Annotated in this window: 15 protein-coding genes; 3 read left to right on the top strand and 12 right to left on the bottom strand. The window is 42.4% G+C overall.

Annotated features, from left to right (window positions below; translation table 11 throughout):
• The first annotated feature begins 162 nt into the window (after window positions 1-162).
• Entirely contained in the window at window positions 163-618 is a 456-nt protein-coding gene (locus NE671_RS04140; protein ID WP_110102406.1) for an Rrf2 family transcriptional regulator, read from the top strand.
• Window positions 619-650: 32 nt separating this feature from the next.
• On the opposite strand, the gene NE671_RS04135 is transcribed toward NE671_RS04140, so the two are convergent.
• Window positions 651-812, bottom strand: a complete 162-nt coding sequence (locus NE671_RS04135; RefSeq protein WP_227589032.1) for a sporulation initiation factor Spo0A C-terminal domain-containing protein — start codon at window positions 810-812, stop codon at window positions 651-653.
• A gap of 42 nt (window positions 813-854) precedes the next feature.
• On the opposite strand from NE671_RS04135, the gene NE671_RS16160 reads away from it, so the two are divergent.
• Window positions 855-1,085: a helix-turn-helix transcriptional regulator gene (locus NE671_RS16160; protein ID WP_118608482.1), complete on the top strand. Its 231-nt coding sequence runs from the start codon at window positions 855-857 to the stop codon at window positions 1,083-1,085.
• A 151-nt stretch (window positions 1,086-1,236) separates the two neighbouring features.
• Here NE671_RS16160 and NE671_RS04130 read toward each other — a convergent pair whose 3' ends face one another.
• The 11 genes from NE671_RS04130 to NE671_RS04080 all read right to left on the bottom strand — a co-directional run bounded on the left by NE671_RS04130 (window position 1,237) and on the right by NE671_RS04080 (window position 13,417).
• Window positions 1,237-2,520, bottom strand: a complete 1,284-nt coding sequence (locus NE671_RS04130; protein WP_118753211.1) for a cytidylate kinase family protein — start codon at window positions 2,518-2,520, stop codon at window positions 1,237-1,239.
• A 40-nt stretch (window positions 2,521-2,560) separates the two neighbouring features.
• Window positions 2,561-2,983: a MarR family winged helix-turn-helix transcriptional regulator gene (locus NE671_RS04125; RefSeq protein ID WP_173740198.1), complete on the bottom strand. Its 423-nt coding sequence runs from the start codon at window positions 2,981-2,983 to the stop codon at window positions 2,561-2,563.
• 455 nt (window positions 2,984-3,438) lie between these two features.
• Complete coding sequence (locus NE671_RS04120; RefSeq protein ID WP_173740199.1) at window positions 3,439-3,621, bottom strand: hypothetical protein; 183 nt, start codon at window positions 3,619-3,621, stop codon at window positions 3,439-3,441.
• Between the two features lie 206 nt (window positions 3,622-3,827).
• Entirely contained in the window at window positions 3,828-4,862 is a 1,035-nt protein-coding gene (locus NE671_RS04115) for an alcohol dehydrogenase (RefSeq protein ID WP_202030724.1), read from the bottom strand.
• 84 nt (window positions 4,863-4,946) lie between these two features.
• Window positions 4,947-6,095 (bottom strand): beta-aspartyl-peptidase, encoded by a 1,149-nt coding sequence (gene iadA / locus NE671_RS04110; protein ID WP_173740249.1) that lies wholly within the window; start codon window positions 6,093-6,095, stop codon window positions 4,947-4,949.
• A 32-nt stretch (window positions 6,096-6,127) separates the two neighbouring features.
• Window positions 6,128-7,648: a putative basic amino acid antiporter YfcC gene (yfcC, locus tag NE671_RS04105; protein WP_021650661.1), complete on the bottom strand. Its 1,521-nt coding sequence runs from the start codon at window positions 7,646-7,648 to the stop codon at window positions 6,128-6,130.
• 62 nt (window positions 7,649-7,710) lie between these two features.
• Entirely contained in the window at window positions 7,711-8,928 is a 1,218-nt protein-coding gene (locus tag NE671_RS04100) for a carboxynorspermidine decarboxylase (RefSeq protein ID WP_092070382.1), read from the bottom strand.
• Window positions 8,928-10,187 (bottom strand): saccharopine dehydrogenase family protein, encoded by a 1,260-nt coding sequence (locus tag NE671_RS04095; protein ID WP_173740201.1) that lies wholly within the window; start codon window positions 10,185-10,187, stop codon window positions 8,928-8,930. Before NE671_RS04095 ends, NE671_RS04100 begins: the two co-directional genes overlap by 1 nt.
• A 42-nt stretch (window positions 10,188-10,229) precedes the next feature.
• Complete coding sequence (gene speB / locus NE671_RS04090) at window positions 10,230-11,087, bottom strand: agmatinase (protein ID WP_015524486.1); 858 nt, start codon at window positions 11,085-11,087, stop codon at window positions 10,230-10,232.
• A gap of 3 nt (window positions 11,088-11,090) precedes the next feature.
• On the bottom strand, window positions 11,091-11,945 hold the full coding sequence (speE, locus tag NE671_RS04085) for a polyamine aminopropyltransferase (RefSeq protein WP_015524485.1): 855 nt from the start codon (window positions 11,943-11,945) through the stop codon (window positions 11,091-11,093).
• A gap of 5 nt (window positions 11,946-11,950) precedes the next feature.
• Entirely contained in the window at window positions 11,951-13,417 is a 1,467-nt protein-coding gene (locus tag NE671_RS04080) for an aminotransferase class I/II-fold pyridoxal phosphate-dependent enzyme (RefSeq protein ID WP_015524484.1), read from the bottom strand.
• A gap of 572 nt (window positions 13,418-13,989) precedes the next feature.
• Between NE671_RS04080 and NE671_RS04075 the strand changes: the two genes are divergently transcribed.
• Entirely contained in the window at window positions 13,990-15,375 is a 1,386-nt protein-coding gene (locus NE671_RS04075) for an MATE family efflux transporter (RefSeq protein ID WP_110102989.1), read from the top strand.
• Window positions 15,376-15,423: the final 48 nt, after the last annotated feature.

Raw genomic sequence — 15,423 nt, 5'->3', positions numbered from 1 at the left:
TAATTATATTATTTACAATCATCAAAATAATAAATATGCACAGTTTCTCAACACATTAAGAAGAACTGTTGAGAACTTGAAATGTTTTAGACAAACCAGAAATATTTTTGTCTCAAAAATGTGAAAAAAATCATTATATCATACTATAAGGAGTTTCTTATCATGAAATATTCAACAAAATTAAGCGATACTGTTCATGTGATGGTTCTGATTGCTATCAACCAGGAAAAATCTCTCTCCAGTGCCTCAATTGCAGAAAGTGTCCATACAAATCCCGGCTTTGTACGCCAGCTTATGTTAAAACTAAAAAAAGCCGGACTTATGACCAGTGTAGCCGGACATGCCCGTCCTTCTCTTTCAAAACCAGCAGATCAGATTACATTGCTGGATATTTATAAAGCAGTTGAAGGCGAGAAGCCGCTGCTCCATTTAGATACTCATACCAACCCTGATTGCGGCGTTGGCATTAATATTCAGTTATCTTTACAGGAATTCTATAATGAAATCCAAAAAACTGCTGAAGAAAAAATGAATATGATTACTTTACAGGATATCATAGATACCTATTATCAGCGAACATCAATCCTCAATATCTCCCCGGTTAGCCATCACGGTTAAATTTTCATCCCGATTTACGGAAAATGTTCCTACTACATCCGGTTCACCTTCCTTATGACCGGATTCAGGTTTCCCATAAATACTTCCTGCACAGCCGGATCAGGATTATCAAATCCTGCATCTATGGCTATCTGCATTTCTCTGCGTACCTCTTCTGGTGTTGTGTTGTACTTTTCTGCAATCTTTTCATTCATTATGAGTGTAGACATGCACAGTTTACGCTTTCATCTCGGTAATTGAATTGCCGAGGATTCCTGCTTTTTATCCTAAAAAATTATACGGGACAGACTTTTTCTTCTCTTATCCAGAATATCCGTCTGTCCAGAGCGGCGAAAATGTTAAAGCAGCCTGATCGTTCTGTTACTGCTGTCATGGAAGAGATCGGTTATTCCAACATTACGCATTTTTATAAAATTTTTGAGAAAAAGTTCCATATGACACCAGCGGAATACCGAAATACTTTATAAGTCCTGTATGTGTCTTATCTGTATACAGTAGAAAAGAAAAAGCCTTATAATATTACTGCAAATGATATGTCCCTCAAATATGATTTTTAGATTGACTGTTCCTTAAGGGGCTATATCATTTACGACAAATATTATAAGGCTTTATATATTTTTACAGTTTCATAGCACTGCGGATGCAGTTCTCAATATATTCTTCTCCCAAATCTGTATTCAGGCTGAGATCAAAGTTTCCGGCTGCACCCCACATGCGGCGGGTGTAATAACGGTAGTTATCTGCACGGAGTTTTTCATTTTTCTGAACCGTAGCTTTGGCTTCTCCCTCCGAGATATTCTGTCTCTGTGCCACTCTTCTAATTCTGCTCACAAGAGGCGCTGAAAAAAATACTTTCAGACAGTTTCCGGAATTTCTGAGAACGTAATCTGCACAACGGCCTACTATCACGCAGTTGCCTTTTTTCGCAAGATTACGTACAACCTGACATTCTGCCTCGAAAATTTTATCCTTCGGCGCTTCATCCTGCATATCCGCATTCAGATACATCTGATTAACCAGATCATAGATGAGACTGTTTGTCATGATCTCTTCGTTTTTCTTGATAAATTCCGGTGTGTATCCGGTGGTTCCTGCTGTCATCTGGATAATCTCCGCATCATAAAAATCATATCCCAACTTTTCTGCAAGAATCTTGCCAATATCGTGGCCGCCACTTCCAAACTGTCTTCCAATGGCGATAACATTTTTTCCATAGGTTCCTGCTGTCTGTTCTTTTGCTTCGTTCTCGTTTTCTGCAGATACGCTTTCCGGGAAAATCATATCTTTCAGGAATACAAGTTTCTTACCGATGAGTCTAGCGATAAAGCCTACCAGAAGGGCAGCAATAACGGTACCTTCTCTTACACCAGCCAGTCTTCCTGCAAATACGAAAGAAAGTACAGCAGCGATCACTGACATGGATACATCAAAACAGATCTTGGTTGTTCCGAAATTTGTTTTCCATGTAAGAACAATAGCACGGACAAAAGATTCTCCCGGAAGCATGACAACGTCTGCCAAGACCTCCATATATACACCTACGCCAAGAATCAGACATCCGATGAGAAGATATACAATCTTCATGATGTACGCTTCCGGATTGACCCAGGAAAAAAGAATCATGGTAAGATCAATAAAATATCCAAATATGATGGATACCGGAATCTGAAGGATGTGCTCCAATTTAAAGTTCTTTCTCAGGATGATCAACTGCAGTACGATCAGAAAGATACTGAAAAAGATGGTAAAGTTTCCAAGTGTAAATGGAAAATTAAGACTTAATACGTAAGGAATTGATGAAATCGGGGATGTTCCTAGGTTTGCCTTTGTGATCAGACTGACTCCCAGGGAGTTTACAAATAATCCCACCAGAAATATTAAATATCGTTTTAGTTTCTCCATTTCTTATTTCCTCCTCATTTCATATTTTTTTATCGTCGGATCATTTCATATCTGCAAGATTTCGGTAGATTCGGCAAAAAATATCCATAAACAACTTCTGCTCTTCTTCGGAAATACCATTTAATGCAGTTTTTTCTATTTTCTTAAAAGCCTCCTCCACAAGCTTCTGATTTTTCTTTCCGGATTCTGTCATAAAAATATGAAAAGTACGACGGTTTCCATTGAGCATTTTTCTTTCGATCAGACCTTTTTCTTCCATACGGTTCAAAATGGACGTTAAAGATCCTGCCTCGATGAGGCATCCTGCCGCAATCTCTTTCTGGCTGGCACCATCGTGATCTTTCAGGTAATCCAATACTTTGGGCTGTCCCAAGGTAAGGCCTGTGTCTGCCAGCTGTTCCATTAGTTTTTTCTGGATAGTCATATGGTTTATCATAGACAGGTAGTGAAATGAATCATCCATTTATTATTTAGCTCCTTCTTTTATTATATAAATAGTTATAATTCAAACATTTGGAATTATAACTATATTTGTGGTGTATGTCAATAACTTTTTCACCACTATTTTCCTCTTCTATTTGTTTGCAAAAAAAGCCATAAGATTTTCTTTTCAAAATCTTACAGCTCTTCTATCATGTTGCATCCCAAACATCATCTATATTTACATGTAATATCTGCACAAAATCCCATGGGTTATTTTCGGGTTATTTTCTAACCGCCTATGCCTTCCAGACCTTGATTTTACCGGCTTTTTGAAGAATCTTTCAAAGAGTGCCGTGGCAGATGAAAAATATTTTTATCATTGTTTTATTTCTCCTTGATTTGCCCGGAAATGCCCTGTTTTGCAATGGATTTCGGGGATTTGTGAAATGTGTGTTTTAGCTGCCATCTTGGCAAAATGGGGCAAGATTAAGCAAGTTATTGCGTGATCTTATCATTTCCAAGCAGAATACCAAACAAAGCATATCCCAGCATTCCTGCCTCATATCCTGTCAGTGTAAAGGGAAAATAGACATCTTTTTCTTTTACAAGTTTACAAAGCAGCCTTCCTGCAAAAATCCCACCTGCGGTCACTACGAAGAAGGTAACCGGAAATATCACAATATCTGCTTTAATACTTGTCGATAAAAGGTATAAAACAATGAGATTGGAAGTGTAAAATTCATAACCAATGCCTGAAGTCCTTCAATTCTCTCTGGGCGGATCAGTTTTTTCTCTCTGCAGATCATCCCAATAATAAGCATTATGATCACGGGTAAAATTACTTGTAATAAACTCACTATTGTTCAGCCTCCCGTACCTGTTTCTCAGCATTCCACTGCTACTTTAATCACACCATCTCTCTTATTTTCGAACAATTCATATGCCTCTTCAATCCTGTTTAACGGATATGTATGCGTAATCAGCGGTTCCGTGTTGATCTTACCTTCTGATATCAGCTTCAGAATTTCTTCGCAATCGCAGCCATCCACTCCACCTGTTTTAAAAGTGAGATTTTTACCATACATATCTGGGAGTGGTAACATCTGCGCTTTATCGTAAAGCGCAACCACTGTCACGATTGCATTTGGTCGGGCACATTCCCACGCCAGTTTAAATGTCGATTCTGCTCCGGCAACTTCAAGGACTGCATCAGCTCCACCATGCTCACTATTAGTCTTAACAAACTCTTTACAGTCTTCCGGTGAAACAGTAAGAATCTCCGGATAATGCTCATTAATAAAGTGAATACGTGTCTCGTCCTTTTCACATATAATGATCTTCGCTGGATTTTTCAGCATAACACTAAGTAAAGTACATATTCCCGTTGGACCGGCTCCAATGATTAGTACAGTATCTTCCTCTGTGATTTCAGAAATACGTGCTGCCCAATAACCAGTAGCAAGAACATCTCCTACCAGTAAAGCCTGTCTGTCCGTAACACCTTCCGGGATTTTATTCAATCCCTGATCTGCAAAAGGAACCCGGACATATTCTGCCTGTCCCCCATCGATACGACAGCCAAGTGCCCAGCCACCATTCTTGTCGGTACAATTGTTTACATATCCTTTCTTACAGAAAAAACACTCTCCGCAAAAGGTTTCTACATTTACAGTCACCCGGTCTCCCGGTTTTACATGCGTCACCTTAGAACCGACTACCTCAACAATACCTACCATCTCATGGCCAACTGTAATTCCCGGGACTGCACGCGGAACACTTCCGTGTTTAATATGCAGGTCACTGGAACAGATACTGGCCAGTGTCACCTTTACAATGGCATCTCGTTCATGCATGAGCACTGGTTTCGGTTTTTCCATTAGTTCAAATTTTCCCTTTGAAACATATGTATAAGTCAGCATTATTTTGCCCCCATCTATTAGAATGTATGCTAGTAAAATATCCGGTACGGAACACATCTGTTCTTATACCGGATATTTCTGATTCTATTTTGTATACACTGTTTTACCTCTTGCTATTACCTCAACAAGCTGCAGGTCCTGATCCAGGATACAAAGATCCGCATCATAGCCCTCTTCAATCTTTCCTTTTCCATTAAGGCGAAGGATTTCTGCCGGATTGGATGTTATTGTTGAAAGTGCAATTTCCAACGGGATATCCGCTTTAAACACACACTCTTTAACTTCCTTCAGAAGGCAGCTGGACTGTCCAACGCCCATTCCAAGAAATTCGCCATCACTACTGTACATCGGAAGGCTTCCCTGTCCATCAGAAGAAATTGTCATGCGGTTAGGATTTACTCCTGCATCTAACATCCGTTTGATACCATTACATACTCGTACCTCATCACAGATAGTTTCCCAATAGTCAATATCTTCATTTCCGGTAAAATCTACTGCTCCGCCTTTCAGCGCATATTCCATTGACTTGCAGAAAAGCAGCTCATTTCGATTGATATGTGTTGGCAGTATTTGAGAAGTCGGTATCTCTGTCTCATCTACCACCCGTTCAATAAGATCTAAGCATCTCGGACTGTCACCAAGATGAACATTTACAATACCAGCTTTCCCGGAAAGAACACCACCAAGTCTTGTATCCGCAACGACACGTACAAATTCCTCAAAAGTCGGCTGTGAAGACCGATGATCAGAGATCGCGATTTCTCCAGTTCCAATGATTTCCTGAATCATCATAATATCTTTCACAATACTGTCAGTCAACGTACGAACCGGAATCTGATAACTGCCTGTATAACAGTATGCAGACATTCCCTGCTCATTCAATCCTTTTGTCTTTGCAACCAGTGCACATATATCACGACCGATCCCATCTGTTCCAAGACAGCCAACAACTGTTGTTACTCCAAACTTCGTAAGTCCCTCCATAGTTGCTTCCGGAGTACGATTGGCGAATCCACCTTCGCCACCGCCTCCTAGTACATGAACATGACTATCAATAAATCCCGGAGTTAAAAGTAACCCATCTCCATTGATCATTTCTGCCTCAGAAAGAAATCCGTCTGCGGATATAGAACCTGCATCTTTAATCTTAACAATCTTATCATTGATCATAAGTACATCTTTTTTCCCCAGATGCTGTGGAGCATAAACATCAATATTCTGAATTAATTTCATCATAAATCACTCCCAATTATCCAATGCATGTTTTAGAATCCAATTCCAACTGCAATAAGAACTGTAATGATTGCACCAATCATTAAGACGCCAAGGAATTTCCACATGAATTTAATCCAGTTAGACCACTCAATCTTTGCAATTGCAAGAGATCCGATCAGACATCCGGATGTAGGAACAATCAGATTTGTAAATGCATCACCAAGCTGGAATGCAACTACAGCTGTCTGTCGTGAAACCCCTAACAGGTCTGACAGTGGAGCCATGATCGGCATTGTGATCGCAGCCTGTCCTGTTCCGGATACAACAAAGAAGTTGAATACGGACTGGAACAGATACATAAGTACTGCTGCAACCGCTCCGGAAACTCCAGACAATGCATTTGAAATATTATACATAATTGTATTGATAACTGTAGGTGTGGTCGGATCAGATCCACCAAGAACCTGCATGATACCCTGTGCCATAGCAACAACAAGTGCAGCACCAATCAGATCTTTTGCTCCATCTTTGAATGATATTGCGATATCATTCAGTTTCATGTCGTTCAGTTTAAAGATAACTCCGATCACACCGGAAACAATTCCCATAATAAAGAACTGTGTAGCAATCTCCGGCATGTAGTATCCTTGAGTCATAACTCCCCAAACTACCCATACTACTGTAGCAGCCAGTGTCAGAAGAACTAAAATGTGTCCAAGACCAAATGAATGTCCTTCGTCAATTCCTGTTTTTTCATTCTGCTCACGGAAATATGAATCAGTCTTATATGCGATTGAGATTGTCGGAGTCTTTTTGATCTTTGATGCATAGAACATAGTCATTCCACAGCCGAGTGCTGTAAATACTACCCACATTACCATACGGAATCCTGCTCCGGAGAATACGTCAATACCTGCAATACCCTGTGCAATACCTACAGAGAATGGATTCATCCAAGATGAACCAAAACCAATCTGTGTTGCAACATAAGTAACAAGAACTGCGATAACTGAATCATATCCAACTGCTACAAACAACGGACAAAGAATCATAGTAAACGGAAGCGCTTCTTCTCCCATCCCGAAAACTGCTCCACCAAGAGAAAACAGTACGAAAAGTATCGGAATCAGTAGTTTTTCTGCTCCCTCTGCCTTACGGATCAATCCGATCAATCCGGATTCAATCGCACCTGTACGGATCATGATACCGAATGCACCACCTACTACCATAAGAAATGCGATAATCTCGATTGCAGAACTATTTACGATTCCGTTATACATATAGTTAAAAAATCCTGTTCCACCATCTCCACTAAAAAGTGCTACTCCTTCTGTTACTACATTTCCTGTATCATCTGTCAGATACTGGAAACTTCCGTCTTTGATTACTGTACGGGTTTTCTCAACACCATTGATCATATATGAAATATCCTGTGTTTCGTAAAATCCCTTTGGTACAAGAAATGTCATAAGTGCTGCGAAAACAACTACAAAAAAGATGATAATGTAGGTATCAGGCACTTGGAATCCCTTGTTAAAAGACTTTAACCCTTTTCCTTCGTTTTTGCTCATTTTTGAATCTCCCTCCCATTTTTCATTAAACCTGTCAATATTATTTTTCAAAAAAACTGCTCTTATTTCCTGCAGCGTCCAAGTCTGCCTTTAAAATCTTCATACCCAAAATCAGTAAGACGTTCCATGGTTTTATCGCCATGTCTCAGCCATATATCAGGCAAAGGCATTCCATTAAAGGTATTGTTCTTGCAGGTTGTATAAATGGCCATATCACCAAACATGAGGATATCTCCGTACTTCAACGGCTCTGAAAAGCTGTAATCTCCTATGATATCTCCTGACAGGCAGGTTGGTCCTCCGAGTCGGATTGTGACTGCATTTTCTCCCGGTTCATCTGCTCCAAGAAGAGGAGGACGATAAGGCATTTCCAGAACATCCGGCATATGACAGGCAGCACTTCCATCCAAAATTGCAAGCCGGGTATCACCATTTTGCAGCACATCCAGAACAGTTGTCAAAAAGAATCCTGCATTTAAGGCCCATGCCTCTCCGGGCTCCAGATAAACATCTACCTTCCATTCTTCCTTTGCTGCTCTAATGCACTTCTCAAGCCGTGCAATATCATAGCCTGGTCTTGTAATATGATGTCCTCCTCCCAGGTTCAGCCATTTCATCTGAGAAATCAGATCTCCGAATTTCGTCTTTACTGCTGTAAGAGTAGTTTCCAGATCAGAAGAGTCCTGCTCACAAAGGGTGTGAAAATGAATACCATCCAATAATCCGATCAGCTCCGGATGCTTTCTCACAGCAGTCTCCCATTGTGCTCTTGTGGTACCCATGCGGCTGCCTGGGGCACAGGGATCATAAATAGCATGTCCCTCCTGGGTAGAGCATTCCGGATTGATCCGAAGCCCTGCACTTTTCCCGGCCTCCTTCACTCTTTTTCCAAAGCGAAGAAGCTGAGAAGGAGAGTTAAACACTATATGATCTGCAAAGCTAAGCAGCTCCTCAAATTCATCCTCACGATATCCGGCGCAAAATACATGTACCTCTTTTCCAGGCATCTCCTGGGCACCAAGCCTGGCTTCGTACAGTCCGCTTGCTTCTGTTCCCGTCAGATAAGGTTCCAAAAGATGATAGCAGTCATAATTACTGAAAGCCTTCTGTGCCAGGAGCATTTTGCAGCCTGTTCTCTTGGCAATATTCCCCATTAATTCTGCATTTTTTATAAGCGCCGCTTCGTCGAGAACATAACAAGGTGTTTTGATCTTCCGCAGCTCCGGCGGAATAATTCCGCCGGACGCTGCAAAGGGTGGTCTTGTATCTGTTCTTTCCATTAATCCACCAGCTCCGGATCATGATTTTCGCTGCGTGGAAGTCCATATTTGTCAAGTGCTTCCAGGAACGGATCCGGGTCAAATTCTTCTACTGTGTACACTCCCGGGCGGATCCATTTTCCGGTAAGCATCATTAATGCTCCGCACATAGCCGGAACGCCTGTCGTATAGCTGATTGCCTGACTTCCAACCTCTTTATAACATTCCTGGTGGTCACAAACATTATAAATATAATAGGTTTTCTCTTTTCCATCCTTTACCCCGGTGAAAATGCAGCCAATATTAGTTTTTCCCTTAGTACGTGGACCCAGGCTGGCCGGATCCGGGAGAAGAGCCTTCAAAAACTGGATAGGAACGATTTCCTGTCCATTATAGTTGATCGGAGTAGTAGAAAGCATTCCCACATCCTCCAGACAGCGCATATGATCCAGATAGCTCTGTCCGAAGGTCATAAAGAAACGGATTCTCTTTACACCCGGAATTGTCTGGGCAAGGGACTCGATCTCCTCGTGATGCAGAAGATACATATCTTTATCGCCGACCTGATCAAAATCATATTCCCGCTTGATCGCCATCGGAGGAATTTCCACCCAATGTCCATTCTCCCAGTAGCTTCCGGGCGCACTTACCTCACGAAGATTGATTTCCGGATTAAAGTTGGTTGCAAATGCATATCCGTGGTCTCCTCCATTGCAGTCCAGAATATCAATGGTATCGATCTGGTCGAACTCATGCTTTAATGCATATGCACAATATGCCTGGGTAACACCCGGGTCAAAGCCGCAGCCAAGAAGTGCTGTAAGTCCTGCCTCTTCAAATTTCTTCCGGTATGCCCACTGCCAGGAATAATCAAAATATGCGGAAAATCCCGCTTCCTTGCAGCGTTTTTCGTAAATAACACGCCATTTGGGATCATCCGTATCCTCCGGCTCATAGTTTGCCGTATCCATATAGTTTACACCACATGCCAGACATGCATCCATGATGGTCAGATCCTGGTACGGAAGCGCAATGTTCATTACCAGATCCGGTTTGTAACTATTGATCAGCTGGATCAGCTGGTTTACATCATCCGCATCCACCTTTGCGGTGGTAATAACTGTTTTTGTTTTTCCTTCCAGTTTCCGGGCAAGTGCATCACATTTTTCTTTTGTCCTGCTTGCTATACACAGTTCTGTAAATACAGTATCTGCCTGACAACACTTCTGAATTGCTACACTGGCTACTCCGCCGCAGCCGATTACAAGTACTCTGCTCATGTTTTTTGTCTCCTTTTTTATACTCAATTTTCGTAACTGTTTTTATTTTGCCACCGCCAGCAGCAGTTCCCTGACCACCTTACATGCTGTAGCTGTAGAAACACCGCTTGGATCCAGCATAGGTGCCAGCTCATTAACATCTGCTCCCACAATATTTAATTCTGATACCTTCCGGATAGCAGCGAGCAATTCAAGAAAGCTTACGCCTCCTGCCTCCGGTGTACCGGTTCCCGGAAATACAGATGGATCCAGACAGTCCAGATCAATGGTAAAATATACCGGAACCTGCTTCCTGGCCAATTCCTGTACGGTTTCTTCCAGGCCTTCAAAGGTAAAGGGATGAAAATCTGTATGCTCTTTTGCAAACCGGAATTCTTCTCTTTCCCCGCTTCGGATACAAAACTGATGTATCCGCCCATCTCCCAGAATATCATAGCATCTGCGGATAACACACGCATGACTTAAATGGGCACCAAGATAATCGTCTCTTAAATCTGCGTGCGCATCAAAATGAATAATATGAAGTCCCGGATATCTCCCGGCGACAGCTCTCACAGCAGCCAGTGTCACCAGATGCTCTCCCCCCAGAAGCAACGGCATTTTTCCCTCTTTCAGGATTTCCTCTGCACGATCCTGTATATCAGCAAGCGCCTTTTCACTGCTACCGAAGCAAAGTTCCAGATCTCCACTGTCAAATACCCGGATATCCATAAGGTCACGATCCTGATAAGGGCTGTAGGTTTCCAGTCCAAAACTTTCATGACGAATGGCAGAAGGACCGAACCTGGCTCCCGGACGAAAGCTTGTGGTCGAATCAAAGGGAGCTCCGTAAAGAACAATTTCTGCTTCCTCAAAGCTGCTGTCACAACCGATAAAATTTTCAATATTTGGTAAGATCATAAATCAGTCCTCCACCTCCTGAAGCATTTCCTCCAGAAAAGCCGGAAGATAAAATGCACCTTTGTGAAGCCTTGTAGTATAGTAACGGGTGCGAAGATTCAGTGAATTCCATGCCTTCGAATCCAGGTCATCCACAGGATGATATTTTTTACTTGCAAAGCCAAACAGCCAGTAGCCGGCAGCAAAGGTAGGAATATGAGCCTGGTAAACACGGCTGATCTGGAAAGTACTGGCAATTCTTTTGTGACTGCGCTGCATGGCATGCGCATCCTCGGAATAAAAAGGACTTCCCTGCTGATTAACCATGATTCCATCCGCCTTCAGCGCATTATAGCAGTTTCCGTAAAATTCACGGGTAAATAATCCCTCCGATGGGCCAAAGGGATCCGAGGAATCTACAATAATAAGATCATATTTATTTTCGCAGCGGCGTATATATTTCAACGCATTTTCATAATGAAGGTGCACTCTCCTGTCATCCAGCCTGCAGGCATTTCCCGGAAGATATGCGCGACAGGCTTCTACTACCATAGGATCCATCTCTACCAGATCAATATGGCTGACACGGTCATACCTGGTCAGTTCACGTACAACTCCGCCGTCTCCTGCTCCGATCACAAGAATATCTTTGGCTTCTTTGTGAATAGCCATAGGTACATGAGTGATCATTTCGTCATAAATAAATTCGTCACGCTCTGTGAGCATTACATTACCGTCCAGTGTGAGCACCCTGCCAAATTCCGGTGTCTCAAAAATATCAATTCTCTGATAGTCACTCTGCTTTGAATAAAGCTGACGGTTTACCCGGATACTATGCTTCACATCCGGTGTATGAAATTCCGAAAACCACATTTCCATTTTCTTTACCTCCCTGCCAGTACGTTTAAACGCAATATATCCGGATCTTCAGGGCCTGTCATATTGCATCCTTTTGCCTTGGCATATTCAATATAATCCAGGATTTCCGGAGTGATTCGTTCCCCCGGAGCCAAAATCGGGATTCCCGGAGGATAACACATTACAAACTCGCTGCATACCTTGCCTTCGGTTTCTCTGAGAGGAAGGCTGCATTTTTCTGCATAAAAAGCTTCCTGAGGACTTGTCACTACCTGAGGATCGATATATTCCTGATCCAGCAATCCTGATTTATCCTTCTGGAATCGCCTGCGGATCTCCGCCAGAGCACTTACCAGCCGCTCTATTTCCTGGGCACGATCTCCGATCGACAGATAAGCCAGAATATTTCCAATATCGCCAAATTCGATCTGAATATCATATTCATCTCTCAGTATATCGTAAACCTCGATCCCTGCAAGTCCGATATCCAGGGTATGTACACTTAATTTCGTAATGTCAAAATCAAAAACCGAATCTCCATTCACCAGCTCTTTTCCAAATGCATAATAGCCGCCAATAGCATTGATCTCTTCCCTTGCATACTCTGCCATATCTGCTACCTGATGAAAAATCTGGCGTCCTCGCTGTGCAAGATTCCGGCGCGAAATGTCAAGACTTGACATCAGAAGATAGCTGCCTGAAGTAGTCTGAGTCAGATTGATGATCTGACGGACATAACCGGCATGAACACCTGGTCCTGTAAGAAGAAGGCTGGACTGGGTCAGGCTTCCGCCGCTTTTATGCATGGATACAGACGCCATATCTGCACCAGCTGCCATTGCCGAAACCGGCAGACCTCCGCCAAAATAAAAATGAGTTCCATGTGCCTCATCTGCCAGACACAGCATTCCTGCTTCATGAGCCATGCGTACAATTGCGCGAAGATCACTGCAGATTCCATAATAGGTGGGATTGTTCACCAGCACAGCCACCGCATTTGGGTGCTCCTTAATTGCCTTTGCCACCTGTTCACGTCGCATTCCAAGAGAAATCCCAAGTCTCTGATCCACCTCCGGATTCACATAGACCGGGATTGCTCCGCACAGAACCAGCGCATTCAGCACACTTCTGTGGACATTTCGGGGAAGAATGATCTCATCTCCCCTCTTACAGGCAGTTAGCACCATAGTCTGCACTGAGCTTGTAGTTCCTCCAACCATAAGAAATGCATGCGCTGCTCCAAAGGCATCTGCTGCCAGCTCTTCCGCCTCCCGGATCACAGATACGGGATGACAGAGATTATCAAGCGGCTTCATGCTGTTTACATCCACACCTACACATTTTTGTCCCAGAAATTCAGTAAGCTCCGGATTTCCTCTTCCTCTTTTATGTCCCGGCACATCGAAAGGTACTACTCTCATACGCAGGAATTTTTCCAGAGCTTCATGAATTGGAGCATGATTCTGGTCCAGTTTAAAACGACTTCTGTTCATTGCTTCTCCATTTCCAGTTCCTTTATCCGCACAAAAAAAGCAGGCCGATACAAAACCGTAAACCTGCTTAGATCATTCTTCCTGATTTTATTTTCATCGCATATAAATATGAGAATCCCCATATTTACATGAGATCAGAATCCGGATGATATATGTCAGAGTCTATATAGCAATCATACTTTTACTACTCTTATTGACCGTTTCACAAGTCTGCGCAACATGCGCATGACGGTTATCAAAGGAACCAACTTATAAAATTTGAGCTTCTAACTCAATCAATAAGGCAACCAAAGTTACCATCAGCGGCAGTGGACCCGGCTGTCCGTATGGCCTTGACCCCAAAATGGAGTGGTCCAAAATAATTGCTTTGAAAAGACTCTTTCTTGTCCTTCAAAATCTACATAAGCATAGCATATCTGAAAATTCATGTCAACTATCAAAATCGTTTAAATACTTATAGTATGGACCATTTATAATAATGTCAGAAGGATATTCTTTTCTTGAATCTCTTATATTTTCATGCTAATATATATAATTAGGTCAAAAACTACAAAATACAAAATGGAGGAAATATGAATCAAAAAAGTACATCTGCTCCCATAGCAGAAAACAAAATGGGGACCATGCCCGTAGGAAGGCTTGTACTAAACATGTCTCTGCCAATGATGATCTCCATGCTGGTGCAGGCATTGTACAATATTGTAGACAGTGTTTTCGTTGCCATGCTTTCCGAAAATGCTCTGACGGCAGTTTCCATGGCTTTTCCACTGCAGACACTTCTGATCGCAGTAGGTGCAGGTACCGGTGTGGGTATGAACGCACTGCTTTCCAAATCCCTTGGAGAAAAGAATTTTAAAAAAGCTGATCGGACAGCCAGCAATGCTGCTTTCCTGTATGGCTTAAGCTATCTGGTTTTCCTGATCCTTGGATTTACAGTAGTAAAACCATTTTATGCCAGCCAGGTACATAACGCAGACCCTGAGATCCTTAAATTTGGGATTGAATATCTGAGCACAGTTATGATATTCTCCTTTGGTCTGCTTGGACAGTTTTTCTTTGAACGTCTACTCACATCCACAGGAAAAACCATATTCAGCATGACTTCTCAGCTGTGCGGTGCCATCACCAACATCATCCTTGACCCGATCCTGATCTTTGGTCTGTTCGGTGCTCCGAAAATGGGTGTTACCGGAGCTGCTGTAGCTACTGTGATCGGACAGTGTGTAGCCTGCATCGTTGCAGGAATCTGCAACCATAAATTTAATCATGAAGTCCGGCTCAGCTTCAGGGGCTTCCGTCCTGACCTTAAGATCATCGGCCATATTTATGCAGTAGGTATTCCATCGATCATCATGCAGTCCATCAGTTCTATCATGACCTACTGCATGAATCTGATCCTGGTACAGTTTACAGTCACTGCAACTGCAGTATTTGGTGTTTACTTCAAATTGCAGAGTTTTTTCTTCATGCCTGTATTTGGACTTAACAACGGCATTACACCGATCATTGCCTATAATTATGGTGCACGCCACAGAAAGCGTATGCTTAAAACTGTCAAAGTCAGCATGTTCATCGCATTCTGTTTTACATTCATTGGTTTTCTTGCCTTTGAATTTATTCCGAAAACACTGCTGGGGCTGTTCAGTGCTTCCGAAGATATGCTTACCATCGGAATCCCTGCACTTCGTATCATAGGAATCCACTATCTGATCGCATGGTTCTGTATCATTGCGGGAACTGTATTCCAGGCACTCGGAAAAGCTGTATTCAGTATGATCGTATCTATCATGCGTCAGCTGTTTGTCCTGGTACCTGCTGCTTATATCCTTGCTTCCATCGGCGGTCTTCACGCAGTATGGTGGTCTTTCCCCATTGCGGAGATCATTTCTCTGATCGTGTCCGTAGCTTTCCTGGTTGTCATAAACAGAACGATCATTCAAAAAATTCCGGAAGCCTAAGGACATCAAAGCTTCCCATTCCAATTTATACAAAAAGAAGACAGAAGA

Source organism: Blautia sp. DFI.9.10 (assembly GCF_024461705.1).
Taxonomy (GTDB): domain Bacteria; phylum Bacillota; class Clostridia; order Lachnospirales; family Lachnospiraceae; genus Blautia_A; species Blautia_A fusiformis.
The sequence above is the reverse complement of the archived record's forward strand: the minus strand, read 5'-3'. Positions and strand labels throughout refer to the sequence as shown.